We start from the raw sequence: 14352 nt of genomic DNA, 5'->3' as shown, positions 1-14352 counted from the left end.
ACGGAAGGCATGCGGACCGATCGAGCCATCACCGCGACGCGGCCCGGTCCGCGCCGGCCCGCCGCCGACGCCCGGGACGGTGGCTTCACGGTGCTCGAGGTGATGGTCGCCATCGGCATCATCGGCACCCTGATGACCGCCCTGACACCCTTCCTCGCCCGGTCCATGGTCGTGGTCAACGACCAGCGGAGCTTGCAGGCGACGGTGGAGGTGGCCAACGACGCCGTCGAGCGGGTACGCGCCCTCGACCCGTCGTCGCTGTCCTCCGGCCGCAGCGACCTCGCGACCGAGGCGCAGTGGAACGCGGCACCGCCCGAGGTGCAGGCCTACCTGGCGAACACCCAGCGGGACTTCGACTGGCAACTTCCGGTGAACTCGGTGGCGGGCGAGCGGGCGCCGTTGCCCACCACCCCCAACCGGATCACCACCGACAACGCCGTGTACGAGCAGCGCTGGTACGTCGGTCGTTGCTGGCAGGCCGCGCCGACCGACCGGACGCAGGCGGTGACGGCGATCAGCGAGTGCACGGCACCCGAAACGCCGCAGGCCACGGTTCCCTTCTTCCGCGCCGTGGTCTCGGTGACCAGGGTGGCGCCGGCGTGCGACCGGGAACGGTGCATCTACGTCACGGCGACCCTGGTGAGTGCCGGCGGCGACCCGACGTTCGACCTGAACCGTCCGCCGCCCACCGTCGCCGACCCCGGTAGCCAGTTCGGCTACGTCGGCGACCTGGTCAGCCTGCCGCTCACCGCCGCCGGTGGATGGATGCCGCGGACGTGGACGGCCACCGGCCTGCCGGCCGGGCTGGCCCTGGACCCGGCCACCGGGGTGATCTCCGGGACGCTCACCACCGCCGGGCCGTCCACCGTCGTCGCCAGGGTCGCCGACCGCGACGGGAAGACCGACGACATCACGTTCGCCTGGACCGTCTACGCCCGGCCGACGCTGGTCAGCCCCGGCAACCGGACCACCTACACCGGCGACCCGGTCTCGGTGTCCGTACCGGCCACCGGCGGACGCACCCCGCGGACCTGGACCGCCACCGGCCTGCCCGGCGGCCTGACGATCGGCCCGTCCACCGGCGTGATCACCGGCACCTCCCTGCCCGCACACCAGCAGGCCGCGCTGCCGGTCACGGTGACCGTGACCGACGCCGGCGGGCAGACCGCATCCGTGACGTTCACCTGGCGCGTCATCGTCCGCCTGACGGCGACCAGCCCCGGCGACCAGACCACCCAGGTCGGGGAACAGGTCTCCGTTGCCGTTCCCGGCACCGGCGGGACGGCGCCGCTCACCTGGGCGGTTACCGGCCTGCCCGGCGGCCTGTCGATCAACTCGTCCACCGGCGTGATCAGCGGCGTCTCCTCGCCCGCGCAGGCACAGAGTGCCTGGCGTCAGGTCCGGGTGACCGTGAGCAGCACCGACGGCCAGACCTCCGCGGTGACGTTCAACTGGCGGGTGCTCACCCCGCCGCAGATCAACGGCCTGCCCAGCAGCTACACCGACGAAATCAACACGAACATCGGCACCGTCCGGCCGAACGCCACCGGTGGCGTCACACCGTACACGTGGTCGGCCCGGGACCTGCCGGACGGTGTGTCCATCAGTCCGAGCACCGGGGCGATCACCGGCACGCTGCGGAGCGGCAGCCGGTACATCACCACCATCGTCGTCCGGGACGCCGCAGGCGCTACGGCGACCGCCACCGTGGTCGTCACCGTGACCCACGACAACAGCGGGGACCTGCGGGTGACGAACCCGGCGCCCGGCAACCCGGACCGCACCACCGCACTCGGCGCCTGGGTGTCGCTGACCGCCGACGCGGCTCCGGGCGGTGGGAGCCAGACCTGGTCGGCCACCGGTCTACCGCCGGGGCTGACCATCACCCCGGCCGGCGTCATCAGAGGCAATCCCACCGAGCGAGGCACCTGGGTCACCCGGTTGACCGTGGAGAAGGGCAACAAAGAAGCCCACCTGATGTTCACCTGGAGGGTGACATGAGCCGGCCGGCCGCGCGGCGGGACGACGCCGGCGTCTCGCTGATCGAGGTGCTCGTGTCGATGGGCGTCATGAGCATCGTCATGGCGCTGTTCACCACCGCGATCCTGCAGGCCTACCGGGCCACCGGGAAGGTGGAGAAGATGTCGATCGTCCAGTCCGAACTGCACCGCGGCTTCCAGCGGTTCGACCGGGAACTCCGGTACGCCTCCTGGATCGCCCAGCCCGGCACGGTCGGCACGGGCGTGAACATCGTCTACTACGTCGAGTTCGCCAGCGCGAACGGCACGGAGTGCCTGCAACTGCGCCTGGAGCCCGGTAACCAGTCCGCCGCCACCCGCGACGGTGAGGGGATCCTGCAACTGCTCAGGTGGACTCCCGGAGCACCACCGGCCCGCACCGCCCGGGGCCAGACCGTCGCGTCCTACCTCGTGGTGGACGGTACGGCCGCACCGTTCGCCTGGCGGGACCCCAACAGCACGCCGTCCGCCTCGCCCTCCCCCTCGCCGTCGGTTTCCGCCTCCGCCGCCCCGCCGTCGGACTTCGTCCCGGACTTCCAGCAGTTGCGGATCCGGCTGAAGAGCCGCTTCGACGGCGCCACCGCCCAGATCGACACGACCTTCACCGCGCTCAACACCTCGCGGTCCACCGCGGTGGCGCACCCCTGCCAGGAAGGGAGACCGACACCATGACGCACCGAGTCCGGCGGGCCGTCTCCCGCCTCGGCGCCGGGTCCGACCGGGGATCCCTGCCCATGGCCATGCTGGTCATCCTGGTCGGCATGCTGCTCAGCGCCGCCATCACCCCGGTGGTGGTGAACCAGGTGACCGAGACCCGGACCGTCGCCGGCCGCACCCAGGAGATGCAGGCCGCCCAGGCCGGGATCGACGTGGCCCTCGGCCAGATCCGGGCCGCCACCAACGCCGGCGGCGCCGGCCTGTTCGAGAACCTCCCGCCCTGTGTGCTGACCGGCGCCATGGACGCGTCCGGCCCGGCCGAGCAGTGGGGCTACCGGGTCGCGATCACGTACTACACGTTCCCCGACGCGAACGACGTGCCGCAGCCGCTGACCTGCCCGCTGCCGGACGTCCCGATCATCACCGCGACGCTGACCGCGACCGGCGGCCGGCTGTCCGCCGGCCCGGTCACCGAGGACCGCTCCGGCACCCGCACCCTGGAGGCGACGTACACGTTCCGCACCAGCAACGAGAACATCACCGGCGGGGCGATCCCGCTGGCGTCGACGACCCCGGCCCAGCTGTGCATGGACGGCGGCGCCAGCGCGTCGCCGGCCGACAACACTCCGGTGTGGATGCGGTGGTGCAAGCCCGGCGGAAGCAGCGAACAACGGTTCGCGTACACCAAGGACCTGAACATCAAGCTGGTCGGTTCGGAGACGAGCAGCGCGCCGGACGGGATGTGTCTGGACGCTCCGGTGCCGCGGGTGAGCGGTACCACCCCGATCCTGTTCCAGAAGTGCCTGGGCCTGCAACCGCGCCAGCAGTGGGGTCTCGACGACGGCTCCAACTTCGTGGGCGCGGGGACGGGGCCGAGGGTTTGCCTGAACGTCCGCGTCCGTGGAGACGAAAGTGAGCTGATCGCCGGCGCGTGTGGCAGTGGCGACAACGCCAGCACCTTCCGGCCCCAGCCGGAGGCGGGAGCGGGAATGGCTTCCCTCGACATGGGTCAGCTGGTCAACTTCAAGCAGTTCAGCCGCTGTCTCGACGTCACCAACTTCAACCGGCCGCAGCCCGCCACCTACATGATCGTGTGGTTCTGCAAGCAGGATCCCAACGGCAACATCGCCTGGAACCAGAAGTGGAACATCCCGGCGCAGATCACTCCCGACACACCTCCGGTGGGGCGTACGCCGGACAAGATCTGGACCACCGACGAGCACGGTGTGCGGCAGTGCCTGCGCAGCCCCGGCTCCACCGCGGCCAACGTGTACGTGACCGTGACACCCTGCTCGGGCGCCGTGTCCGGCCAGGGGTGGATGGTCTACGGCGACACCGGCTCCTACGCCACCAGCTACCGCATCGTCGACTCCTTCGGATACTGCCTGACCCCGACCGACCTCACCGTGACCCCCAGGGACACGCACACCGACGGCACCGCCAAGGTGAAGGTCGCCGTGTGCACCAAATCGGACCTGCAGAAATGGAACGCGCCGCCCGACCTGACGGAGCCGCTCGCGCTGACCGACACGAAAGAGAAGTAGCGGAACCGGTCTACCTGGGTGGGGTGCGGGTCACACCGTCTGCTCACGGTGAGTAGGCTTGCGGTATGTCTTATGCGGTCCCGCCGACCCGCACGGCGGCGGTCGTGCGGCAACTTCGCAATGAAATAGTCACTGGGGAGTTGTCGCCCGGCACCCTGATCAAGGACGCTGAGCTGGCCGCCCGCCTGGGCGTCAGCATCACGCCGGTGCGCGAGGCGATCGCCCAGCTCTCGGTCGAGGGCCTGATCGACATCGCGCCGAACCGGACCCGGCACGTCACCAAGGTCACCCAGAAGAACGCTCTGGAGCTGATCGACGTGATGGGCGTGCTGGCCTGCGCCGGTTTCGAGTGGGGCGTCGAGAACCTCACCGAGACGCATATCGTCCTGCTGCGCCAGCGGCAGAACGAGTTCGTCGAGGCGCTGAAGGCCGGCAACGTCCTCGCCGCCGGGGCGGCTGGGGCGGACTTCAGCACCACCGTCATCCTGGCCAGCGGCAACCGCGAGTTGCAGTCCATGGTGGACCTCGTGGTGGCCCGCACCACCCGGATACTGGCGATGACGCCTGACAGCAACCTCTGGCAGACCTGGATCACCGGCCACAACGAGATCCTGAAACTGCTCGAGGCCGGTGACCGGGCCGGTGCGGTGAGTCGCTACCGCCAGATCTACGTGGACTATCGCGCCGAGGTCGAGGCGCATCTGTTCGAATGACGGCCGGCCACACAACTTCCTGACAACGCGCCGCGATCCTACCTCCGTTGTGACCTGACCGACGGAGGGATCGACCATGGGTAGACGCAGGTCAGCCGCACTGCTCACCACGGCCGCACTGCTGGCCGCGGCCGGGTGCACGTCCGACCCGGAACCGCGGGCCGCACCGGAGATCGCGACGCTGGCCAGCGCCGGCAGCAAGCCGCCGGCGTCGGCCCCCGCGTCCCCCGTGCCGGAACGCCCCCGGGAGCGGCTGGACGACGACGCGGACGACTGGGAGGTGATGATCCGGCCGTACGAGAAGTGCATGGCGGGGTACGGCGTGTCGCCGAAGGGAATCCGGCTGCAGGGCAACGCCGGCGGCGGCCCGGCGGAGGCCGGTGTGGTCGACGAGAAGGCGTTCAAGAAGGCGGAGGCCGACTGCCGCCCGAAGTACTACCCGCTGCCGCCCTGGGAGCACGACCCGGCCAACCCGGAGGCCAAGGACTTCGTGCGGGACGTGGTGAAGTGCCTCAAGGGCAAGGGCGTGAAGTACGTCGAGCCGACCGAGGACGGGCTGTGGTACTCCTTCGGCGGCCCGCAGAACCACGCCGATTCCATCTCCCGCGGAATGAACAACGTGGACGACTGCGAGCGGGACGTGGCGACCCGGCGCAAGTGACCGGCGGGGGCGCGGCGCAGACCCCCCGCCGCGCCCCCGCGTCACACCGAGGCCAGCGCTTCGGTCGGGGTCAGCCGGGACGCGCGGATCGACGGGTACACCCCGGCGACCACGCCGACCAGCACCGCGCCGCCGAGCCCGGTCAGGGCCGAGGACAGCGGCACCACCACCGGCCACCCGTGGTATGCGGCGTAGATCGCCGTGCCGGCCAGGCCCATGCCGGTGCCGGCGATGCCGCCGAGCGCGGCGAGCACCACCGACTCGGTGAGGAACTGGCCCCGGATCTGGCCCCGGTTGGCACCCAGCGCCCGGCGCAGACCGATCTCCGACCGGCGTTCCAGCACCGAGATCACCATGGTGTTGGCCACGCCGATGCCACCCACCAGCAACGCCACCGCGGCCAGGCCGAGGAACAGGGCGGAGAAGGTGTTCTCGGTGGCCCGCTTGGCGGCCAGCGCATCGGACGGCCGGGTGACGATCACCTGGCCGGGCTGTTCCGGGTGGATCGTCTCCGGCAGTACCGACCGCACCGCCTCGACGGCGGACTCCACCGACTGGACATAGAGGACGGTGGGATGGCCGTCGAAGCCCAGTTCGCTGCGTGCGACCGGCCAGCCGACCAGCACCGAGCGGTCGATGTCCGGGGAGAGCGGGGTGGTGGCCAGGATGCCCACGACGGTGAACCACTGGTCGGCGATCATCACCTGCGGGCCGGGTCCGGAGTCGGGCACCTCGGCGAAGCCCAGCCGGGCCGCCGCCACCGAACCCAGCACCACGGTCGGGAACTTCTCGGTGACCGGGGTCAGCCACTGTCCGTCGTGGATCCGGGCGTTGATCGCCTCGGGCAGGTTGAGCCGGGTGGCCAGCACGGTCAGCCCGGACCCGTCCCGGGGGTCGAGGCGGTCGGACCGGCGTACCACGGTGTGGGTGTTGGCGACCGCGCTCGCCACCTGGACCGGGCCGATCCGGTCGACCATCCCGACCGACTCCTCCGGCAGCAGTGCCGGCGGATCCTGATCCGGCGCCGGCATCGCCTGCAGCATGCCGGCACCCAGCGCGGACAGTTCCTGCATCAGCGCGGCCTGGCTGGACGCCGGGATGCCGGTGACCACGATCATCGTGGCGATGCCGATGGAGATGCCGAGCGCCGACAGGGCGGCCCGCAGCTTGCGGGTGCGGATGCCGAGCAGCCCCAGCCCGAGCATGTCGAACGGCGCCAGCCGGACCGGCCGCACCTCCCGGTCGTCGGTCGGGTTCATGCTGTGCCTCCGCTGTCCCGGACCAGGCGCCCGTCGCGGATCTCCACCCGCCGGGGCAGCGACGCGGCGATGTCCCGGTCGTGGGTGATCACCGCAATCGTGGTCCCCTCGGCGTGCAGCCGGTGCAGCAGATCCAGCACGGCCCGGCCGTTCGCCGTGTCCAGGGCGCCGGTCGGCTCGTCCGCCAGCACCAGCCGGGGGTTGTTGACCAGGGCTCTGGCGATGGCCACCCGCTGCCGTTCGCCACCGGAGAGCTGATTCGGCCGGTGCCCGACCCGGTGCGCCAGCCCCACCCGGGCCAGCGCCTCCACCGCCAGGTCGTGGCGTCTGCGGCGGGGCACCCCGGCGTAGAGCAGGCCGGTGGCGACGTTCTCCGCGGCGCTCAGCCCGTCGGTGAGGTGGAACTGCTGGAAGACGAAGCCCAGCCGCCGACCGCGCAGCGCGGACAGCCGGCGGTCGGACAGCCCGGCGACGTCGTGCCCGTCGATCGACACCGTGCCGCTCGTCGGCCGGTCCAGCGTCCCCATGATGTGCAGCAGCGTCGACTTGCCCGAGCCGGACGGGCCGACGATGGCGAGCAGCTCGCCGCGGGCGATGTCCAGCGACACGTCGTCCAGTGCCACGACGTCCCCGGGATAGACCATGCCGGCGTTGCGCACCGACAGCACCGGTGCGCCGGTCACGACGTCGTCACCACGGACGCGCCCTCCTCCAGCCCGTCCGCGGTGACCTCCACCAGGCCCTTCGCGAACATGCCGACCTCGACCGCCACCAGGCCGCCGCCGGCCAGCTGGACCGCGTACCCGCCCTCGCTCAGCGCGACCAGCGCGCCGATCGGCACCGCCAGCACGTCCTCGTGGGTCTCCGCGGCGAACTGGACCTCCACCTCGGCCGAGTCGATCTTGCTGACCACCTTGGGGTCGTCCAGGGTCACCGTGGCGGCCAGCTTCGGCGCCGCGTTCGGGTCGGCCGACTCGCCGTCCGGCGGTTTCACCTCGGTGCCGACCGCGGTCACCTCGCCGGGCGAGGTCTTCTCCCCCGGCAGCAGGACGCTCACCTTGTCGCCGCGTTCGATCGCACCGGCCTCACCGGCCTCGACCGACACGGTGATCACCTTGGCGGTCGGCGTCACGTTCATCAGCGGTGCCGCGACCTCGTCGCCGACCGCCGCGGTGACCGAGTCGACCCGGACCGCGTCGCCGACCACCACCACGTCCGCGGGCGCGACGGTACCGGTCACCGGCCGGCCCAGGTCGGCCTGCCAGCGCTTGATCGCCCGGATCAGCGACGCGGTCAGCACGCCCTCGCCCTTGCGGACGGTGACCCGGGTGGTGACCGTGGCCGGCGCCGCCTTGGCCGGCGCCGTGCTGCCCGGACGGGGCTTGCCGGTCGGCTCGGGTGCCGCCGGCGCCGGACGGGTCTGCGACACCCGCTCGCCGACGCTCGGCTGACGGCCGATCGCGTACCCCAGCGCGTCCAGGTTGCGGGCCACCACCCGCACGTCGCGGCCGACCGTGTTGCGCTTGCCGAGCGCGCGGTACAGCGGCAGCGCGCCGTAGAACAGCACCACCGGCTGGTCGTCGACCCGGTACAGCTGCTTGCCGCGCTTCACCGACGCGCCCGGCTTTGGCAGCCAGGTCACCGTGCCCTCGCCGCGGCCCTTCACGGCGACCGCCGCGCCGTAGCCGAGCCGGCCGGGCAGCGACTCGACGGTCGACATGTCGGTCCGGACCACCTCGGCGGTCGCCACGTTGATCTTCTCCCCGGCGGGCTGGTCGGCACCGTCGGCCCGGCTCCACCAGACCGCCGGCACCGTCACCGCCACCAGGACCACCGCGACGGCGGCGGCCCAGCCGGCGCGCCGCCGGGTCAGCATGGCCACACCGGCCGGGCCGGCGGGACGGAAGAGGTCGTTGGGCACATGGCGTCGATCTTGATGGGCGGTTGTGTGGAACCTGTCAGACCGGTACAACGATTCCGACGGCGAAATGAGCTGCGTTCGCGTCCTATAGTCGGCGTCGTGTGCGCACATGTGCTGGTCGCCGAGGACGACGTGAAGCAGGCCGAGGTGCTGCGCCGGTACCTGGAGGCGGACGGGCACTCCACCGTCGTGGTGCACGACGGGCGCAGCGCCCTGGACCACGCCCGGCGGCAGCCGCCCGACCTGCTCGTGCTGGACGTGATGATGCCCCAGCTCGACGGCCTCAACGTGTGCCGGATCCTGCGCCAGGAGTCCGACCTGCTGGTGCTCATGCTCACCGCCCGGGCCGACGAGGCCGACCTGCTGCTGGGGCTGGATCTGGGCGCCGACGACTACCTGACCAAGCCGTACAGCCCGCGGGAGCTGATGGCCCGGGTCCGTACCCTGCTGCGCCGGGTCCGCCCGGCCGCGACCGGCGCCACCGCGGTCCGCCGGGTCGGCCCGCTGCGCATCGACCCGTCCCGGCACGAGGTGTCGGTGGACGGCCGGCCGATCGACTGCACCCCGGGCGAGTTCGCCATCCTGGCCGCCATGGCGGAGCAGCCCGACCGCGTCTTCACCCGGGCCCAGCTGCTGGAACACACCAGCGGCTTCGATCGCAACTCCACCGACCGCACGATCGACGTGCACGTGATGAACCTGCGCCGCAAGATCGAGGCCGATCCACGGCGGCCGGCCCACCTGGTCACCGTGTACGGCATCGGCTACAAGCTCACCGAGGGCGCCGGCTGATGCGCCGCCGCCGCGTACCGGTCCGCCGCAGCCTGGTGGTACGGCTGCTCGCCACCTCGGTGCTGGTGGCGGTGTGCGCGATCGTGGCGACGGCGTGGCTGGCCGTGCAGTCCACCACCCGGGCGATCCGGCAGGAACAGGGCCGCTCGCTGGCCGACGACAAGAGCGTGTACGACACCCTGCTCGACTACGCCGCCACCCATCGCACCTGGTCCGGCGTGGAGAAGGTGGTCGCCGAGCGGGCCGGCAAGCTCAACCGCCGGATCACGCTGATGACCGAGGACCGGCAGATCATCGCCGACTCCCATCCGGGCCCCTCGCTGCTGAGTGCCCGCCCGTCCGCCACCGTCGATCCGTTGCGCGTCGACCTCAGCCTCACCGGCGGCACCCAACGGATCGACCCCCGCGTCGTCGGTCCCTACAAGCCGACCGCCCGGCAACGCGAAGAACTCCGGAGGTATGCCGAGTTCCAGGTCCAGTGCCTGAACAAACTCGGCATCGAGACGAAGATCGTCACCGGCCCGGACGGCAGTCCCACGGTCCAGTCGGACCAGATCAACGCGGTACCGCTGCCCGCGGAGTGCCCACTGGCGGATTACGGCCCACGAGCGGACGTCGGCGCCAAGCCCCGTAAGCAGCTCGCCGAACGTACCGCACGCTGCCTCGGCATCTCCGACAAGGCGGTGGACATCTCGCCGGACTTCACCATCCTGGTGCTCGAAGGCCGGAAGATCGTGGCCGAGTCGCCCGCCTACCGCCGGGCGACGACCTGCCTGGAGAAGTCCCGGGTGGAACAGCTCCGGCCGTACGCACCGCCGCCCGCGCTGCTGTTCGTCACCGAGCCCGGCAACGTGGCCCCCGAGCCGGTGTTCAACCTGTCCCGCACGAACGCGGTCCGGATCGCCACCGTCACCGGTGCGGTCCTGGTCGTCGCGCTGCTGATCACGGTGGTGGTGGGACGCCGGCTGGTGCGGCCGTTGCAGGCGCTGACCGAGGCGGCCCGGCGGCCGGTCGACGACCAGGCCCGGGTGCCGGTGACCACGAACGACGAGATCGGCTACCTGGCCACCGCGCTGAACGACCTGTCCGAGCGCCGGGCCCAGGCCGAACGCCTGCGCAAGGCGATGGTCAGCGATGTGGCACACGAGTTGCGTACCCCGCTGACCAACATCCGCAGCTGGCTGGAGGCCGCCCAGGACGGCCTCGCACCGGCCGACCCGCAGCTGCTGAGCCTGCTGCTGGAGGAGGCCGTCCTGCTCCAGCACATCATCGACGACCTGCGCGACCTGGCCGCCGCGGACGCCGGCAGCCTGCGCGTGCACGCCGAACCGTGCCAGATCGCCGACCTGCTCGCCCAGGTCGCCGATGCGCACCGCAGCGCGGCGGAGACCGCCGGCGTACGGTTGCGCACCGAGATCCACGGCGATCCGGCGGCGGTGGTCGACCCGGTACGGCTGCGCCAGATGGTCGGCAACCTGGTGTCCAACGCGGTACGCCACACGCCGGTCGGTGGCCGGGTCACCGTGAGCGCCGGCTTCGACCAGCAGGGACTGGTCATCGCGGTGCGGGACACCGGAATCGGCATCGCGCCGGACGACCTGGACAAGGTGTTCGACCGGTTCTGGCGGGCGGACACGTCCCGTACCCGGGCGACCGGCGGGAGTGGCCTGGGGCTGGCGATCGCCCGGAAGCTGGCCGAGGCGCACGGCGGCGACATCACGGTGGCCAGCCGCCTGGGCGCCGGCACGGTCTTCACCATCCGGCTCCCGACCCCGGCGCTGCAGCACCCATGATCGCGGTCTACCCCGGGTCGTTCGACCCGTTCACCGCCGGCCACGCCGATGTCGCGCGGCGCGCTCTGCAGGTGTTCGACCGTCTGGTGGTGCTGGTCGCGGTCAACCCGGAGAAGGCGCCCGCGACCGCGTCGGACCGGCGCGCCGAGCTGATCCGGGCCCGGCTGGACGACGACCGGGTACGGGTCGAGGCGTGGACCGGTCTCACCGCCGAGTACTGCCTGCGGCACGATATCCCGGTGATCATACGAGGGGTCCGTAACGCGACCGACGCGATCCAGGAGTACGCGCTGGCCGCGATGAACGCCCGCCTCGGGGTGCAGACCCTGTTGCTGGGAGCCCGGCCGGACCTGGCCACGGTTTCCTCCACCACGGTACGGTCACTCGACCGCCGTACCTGATGACCTGGGACACCGCGCTGCTCGGCTTCGCCGCCGGGCTGCTCATCTCCGTCGTCACCGCACCGGTCGGCGTCTCCGGCGCGGTCTTCCTGCTGCCGGTGCAGCTCAGCGTCCTGCACGTACCCAGCCCCGCCGTCACGCCCACCAACCTGTTGTTCAACGTGGTGGCGGGGCCCGGCGCGCTGCTCCGCTACCGCTCCCGCGGCGGGCTGGCCGGCCCGCTGACCCGCCTGCTGCTCGCCGGCACGCTGCCCGGCGTGGTCGCCGGCGCGGTCATCCGGGTCTTCGCGGTGCCGGGCCCCCGGGTGTTCCGCCTCATCGTGGCCGCCGTCCTGCTGCCCCTCGGCGTCTGGCTCTGCGCGCGTGCGCTGCGCCCGGCGCCGCGGTCCGCCGCGGCGCCGCCGTCCCGGCGCACCGTGCTGGCCCTGGGCCTCGCCGCCGGCACCATCGGCGGCATCTACGGCATCGGCGGCGGGTCGCTGCTCGGCCCGGTCCTGGCCAGCCGTGGTACGCCGATCACCCAGGTGGCTCCGGCCGTCCTGGCCTCCACGTTCGTGACCTCGATCGCGGGTGCCGCCACGTACGCCGTCCTCGCCCTCGGCACGACCGGCGACATCGCGCCGCAGTGGACGCTGGGGCTGCTCTGCGGCCTGGGTGGCCTGGTCGGCGGGTATCTCGGCGCCCGCCTGCAACCCCGCCTGCCGGAACCGGTGTTGCGCTTCCTGCTCGGCGCGCTCGCCACCGGCCTCGCCGTGCTCTACCTGATCGAGGCGGCCCGCTGAGCCGGGACGCGGCGGCTCCGGACGCCGGATGGCGTCCCGACTTCCGCCGGCTGTGGGCGGCGTACTCGGCCAGCGAACTGGGCAGCGCGGTGGGGTACTCGGCGTTGCCGATCGTGGCGGTCCTGGCGCTGGACGCCTCCGACTTCCAGGTGTCGCTGCTGTCCGTGCTGGCCGGCGTGGTCAGCGCCGTGATCGCGCTGCCGCTGGGCCCGCGGATCGAGTTCCGCCGGAAGCGGCCGGTCATGATCGCGGCCGACCTGGTGCGGTTCGCCGCGGTCGCCTCGGTCCCGGCGTTCGCCCTGCTCGGCTGGCTGACCTACGCGCAGCTCTGCGTGGTGGCGATCATCCGGGTGGCCGGCACCATGGCGTTCAACGCCGCCGGTGGCGCCCATCTGAAGGCGATCGTTCCGGCCGGGCACCGGGCCGAGGCGAACAGCCGGTTCGAGACCACGCTGTGGACCGTGAACACGGTGGGACCACCGGTCGGCGGGGTGCTCATCTCCTGGCTGGGCGCCACCGCCTCGATGGTCGCCGACGCGCTCAGCTTCCTGGTGTCCGCGGTCGGCATCGGCCGGCTGCGTACCCCGGAACCGCCGCCCCCGGTGCGGAACGCCGACCACCACTGGGCGCGGGAGATCACCGACGGCTGGCGGTCCATCTTCCGCCATCCCGGCCTGCGCGCGCTGTTCCTGAACTCGCTGGTGTTCGGCGGCGGACTGATGGCGGCGGTGCCGCTGCTGACCGTGTTCATGCTGCGCGATCTGGGCTTCAGCACCTGGGAGTACGGCCTCGCGTTCGGCGTGCCGAGCCTCGCGGGTGTCCTCGGTTCGCTCCTGGTGCCCCGGATCGTCAAGCGGGCCGGCCTGCACCGGCTGCTGCTGTTCGCCGGCGTCGGGCGCAACCTGTGGCTGATCCTGATCCCGTTCGCACCCGGCTCGACCGCCGGGCTGATCCTGATCATCGTGGCCGAACTGCTGCTCACGCTGTTCGCCGGGCTGTTCAATCCGGCGTTCGCCACGTACCGGATGAACGCCACGCCGGACCGTTACCTGGCCCGCGTCCTCACCGCCTGGTCGATCAGCACCAAGGTGGCCCAGCCGGTGTGCGTCGCGGCGGCCGGCCTGTTCGCCACGGTCACCAGCCCGAAGGCGGCGCTGATCGGGACCGGGCTGGTCCTGCTCGGCGCCACGCTGCTGCTGCCCTGGCGGGAACCGGTCACACCGCGGGCGGACGAGTGACGTCGTGCCGGTCCCAGTCCAGGCGCCAGAACGACTCCAGGCCCTCGGTGCCGATGTACTCGGCCTCGGAGTCGTGGATCGGGTAGAGGCCGTACAGGTGGATGATGTCGCTGTCCTCCTGGCCGGGCGGCCCCACCTCGGCCCGGGCGCTCTCCGGGTCCAGCACGGTGGACGCGAAGACCAGGAACGCGGTCATCTTCGAATCGGGCGCGATCGGCGTGTCGAACCGGATCAGGTCGCCGTACCGGAACGGGCACTGGCCGCGCAGGCTCTCGGCCATCACGCCCAGCGCCTCCGGCCAGCTGTCGTCGGACGAACGCACGCTGAGGCACAGTTCGGGCCGGCCGGACGTCCAGCTCTCGTGCTCGGCCAGCGACACCCCGTAGGTGAACGAGGTCTGCAGATCCTCGGGCAGGTTCGGGTACGCGACGACGGTCACGTCCTTGAGGTCGTCGTGCGTCGACGGCACCGCGAGGAAGCGCGGTTCCACGCCCCCGGACAGGGCGTCGAGGTGGGTCAGGAACCGCTCGGCGCGGCTGGTCGGCTCGGACATTGCCACAGCCTACCGAGCCG

14 protein-coding genes are annotated in these 14352 nt (G+C 71.9%); 10 read left to right on the top strand and 4 right to left on the bottom strand.

Annotated features, from left to right (window positions below; genetic code table 11):
- Nucleotides 1–9 precede the first annotated feature (9 nt).
- From LDL48_RS21060 to LDL48_RS21040, 5 genes are all read left to right on the top strand, one after another.
- Entirely contained in the window at nt 10–2001 is a 1992-nt protein-coding gene (locus LDL48_RS21060; protein ID WP_225256904.1) for a putative Ig domain-containing protein, read from the top strand.
- Entirely contained in the window at nt 1998–2690 is a 693-nt protein-coding gene (locus tag LDL48_RS21055; protein ID WP_225256903.1) for a prepilin-type N-terminal cleavage/methylation domain-containing protein, read from the top strand. The genes LDL48_RS21060 and LDL48_RS21055 overlap by 4 nt, the downstream gene beginning before the upstream one ends.
- A complete protein-coding gene (locus LDL48_RS21050) occupies nt 2687–4219 on the top strand; it encodes an RICIN domain-containing protein (RefSeq protein WP_225256902.1) in 1533 nt (510 codons plus the stop codon). Before LDL48_RS21055 ends, LDL48_RS21050 begins: the two co-directional genes overlap by 4 nt.
- Before the next feature lie 65 nt (nt 4220–4284).
- On the top strand, nt 4285–4932 hold the full coding sequence (locus LDL48_RS21045; RefSeq protein ID WP_225256901.1) for a GntR family transcriptional regulator: 648 nt from the start codon (nt 4285–4287) through the stop codon (nt 4930–4932).
- Nucleotides 4933–5008: 76 nt separating this feature from the next.
- Entirely contained in the window at nt 5009–5593 is a 585-nt protein-coding gene (locus LDL48_RS21040) for a hypothetical protein (RefSeq protein ID WP_225256900.1), read from the top strand.
- A gap of 41 nt (nt 5594–5634) precedes the next feature.
- Here the strand turns inward: LDL48_RS21040 and LDL48_RS21035 are convergent, their stop codons facing one another.
- The 3 genes from LDL48_RS21035 to LDL48_RS21025 are packed head-to-tail and all read right to left on the bottom strand — an operon-like array spanning nt 5635 to nt 8773.
- Nucleotides 5635–6852: an ABC transporter permease gene (locus LDL48_RS21035; RefSeq protein WP_225256899.1), complete on the bottom strand. Its 1218-nt coding sequence runs from the start codon at nt 6850–6852 to the stop codon at nt 5635–5637.
- The gene (locus LDL48_RS21030) at nt 6849–7496 is read right to left on the bottom strand and encodes an ABC transporter ATP-binding protein (RefSeq protein ID WP_225257065.1); all 648 of its coding nucleotides are present in this window, start codon (nt 7494–7496) and stop codon (nt 6849–6851) included. Before LDL48_RS21030 ends, LDL48_RS21035 begins: the two co-directional genes overlap by 4 nt.
- Nucleotides 7497–7531: 35 nt before the next feature.
- Nucleotides 7532–8773: an efflux RND transporter periplasmic adaptor subunit gene (locus LDL48_RS21025; RefSeq protein ID WP_225256898.1), complete on the bottom strand. Its 1242-nt coding sequence runs from the start codon at nt 8771–8773 to the stop codon at nt 7532–7534.
- 99 nt (nt 8774–8872) lie between these two features.
- Here LDL48_RS21025 and LDL48_RS21020 point away from each other — a divergent pair, with 99 nt between their 5' ends.
- From LDL48_RS21020 to LDL48_RS21000, 5 genes are read left to right on the top strand one after another with little or no spacing between them, the layout of a single operon-like run.
- Nucleotides 8873–9565, top strand: coding sequence for a response regulator transcription factor (locus LDL48_RS21020; RefSeq protein ID WP_225256897.1), 693 nt, complete (start codon nt 8873–8875; stop codon nt 9563–9565).
- Complete coding sequence (locus LDL48_RS21015; protein WP_225256896.1) at nt 9565–11358, top strand: sensor histidine kinase; 1794 nt, start codon at nt 9565–9567, stop codon at nt 11356–11358. The genes LDL48_RS21020 and LDL48_RS21015 overlap by 1 nt, the downstream gene beginning before the upstream one ends.
- Nucleotides 11355–11759 carry a pantetheine-phosphate adenylyltransferase gene (coaD, locus tag LDL48_RS21010; protein ID WP_225256895.1) on the top strand — a complete coding sequence of 135 codons (405 nt, stop codon included), beginning with the start codon at nt 11355–11357 and terminating at the stop codon, nt 11757–11759. Before LDL48_RS21015 ends, coaD begins: the two co-directional genes overlap by 4 nt.
- Nucleotides 11759–12541, top strand: coding sequence for a sulfite exporter TauE/SafE family protein (locus LDL48_RS21005; protein WP_225256894.1), 783 nt, complete (start codon nt 11759–11761; stop codon nt 12539–12541). Before coaD ends, LDL48_RS21005 begins: the two co-directional genes overlap by 1 nt.
- Nucleotides 12538–13779, top strand: a complete 1242-nt coding sequence (locus tag LDL48_RS21000) for an MFS transporter (RefSeq protein ID WP_225257064.1) — start codon at nt 12538–12540, stop codon at nt 13777–13779. The genes LDL48_RS21005 and LDL48_RS21000 overlap by 4 nt, the downstream gene beginning before the upstream one ends.
- Here the strand turns inward: LDL48_RS21000 and LDL48_RS20995 are convergent.
- Entirely contained in the window at nt 13757–14332 is a 576-nt protein-coding gene (locus tag LDL48_RS20995; protein ID WP_225256893.1) for a suppressor of fused domain protein, read from the bottom strand. The genes LDL48_RS21000 and LDL48_RS20995 overlap by 23 nt on opposite strands.
- Nucleotides 14333–14352 lie beyond the last annotated feature (20 nt).

This window comes from Jidongwangia harbinensis (genome assembly GCF_020216025.1).
Taxonomy (GTDB): Bacteria; Actinomycetota; Actinomycetes; order Mycobacteriales; family Micromonosporaceae; genus Actinoplanes; species Actinoplanes harbinensis.
This window is presented reverse-complemented; position numbering and strand designations above follow the sequence as displayed.

What these genes read in the sequence shown, in the direction of transcription:
- LDL48_RS21060 (WP_225256904.1), top strand. Translation starts at nt 10, where the DNA reads ATGCGGACCGATCGAGCCATCACCGCGACGCGGCCCGGTCCGCGCCGG.
- LDL48_RS21055 (WP_225256903.1), top strand. Translation starts at nt 1,998, where the DNA reads ATGAGCCGGCCGGCCGCGCGGCGGGACGACGCCGGCGTCTCGCTGATC.
- LDL48_RS21050 (WP_225256902.1), top strand. Translation starts at nt 2,687, where the DNA reads ATGACGCACCGAGTCCGGCGGGCCGTCTCCCGCCTCGGCGCCGGGTCC.
- LDL48_RS21045 (WP_225256901.1), top strand. Translation starts at nt 4,285, where the DNA reads ATGTCTTATGCGGTCCCGCCGACCCGCACGGCGGCGGTCGTGCGGCAA.
- LDL48_RS21040 (WP_225256900.1), top strand. Translation starts at nt 5,009, where the DNA reads ATGGGTAGACGCAGGTCAGCCGCACTGCTCACCACGGCCGCACTGCTG.
- LDL48_RS21035 (WP_225256899.1), bottom strand. Translation starts at nt 6,852, where the DNA reads ATGAACCCGACCGACGACCGGGAGGTGCGGCCGGTCCGGCTGGCGCCG.
- LDL48_RS21030 (WP_225257065.1), bottom strand. Translation starts at nt 7,496, where the DNA reads ATGGTCTATCCCGGGGACGTCGTGGCACTGGACGACGTGTCGCTGGAC.
- LDL48_RS21015 (WP_225256896.1), top strand. Translation starts at nt 9,565, where the DNA reads ATGCGCCGCCGCCGCGTACCGGTCCGCCGCAGCCTGGTGGTACGGCTG.
- coaD (WP_225256895.1), top strand. Translation starts at nt 11,355, where the DNA reads ATGATCGCGGTCTACCCCGGGTCGTTCGACCCGTTCACCGCCGGCCAC.
- LDL48_RS21005 (WP_225256894.1), top strand. Translation starts at nt 11,759, where the DNA reads ATGACCTGGGACACCGCGCTGCTCGGCTTCGCCGCCGGGCTGCTCATC.
- LDL48_RS20995 (WP_225256893.1), bottom strand. Translation starts at nt 14,332, where the DNA reads ATGTCCGAGCCGACCAGCCGCGCCGAGCGGTTCCTGACCCACCTCGAC.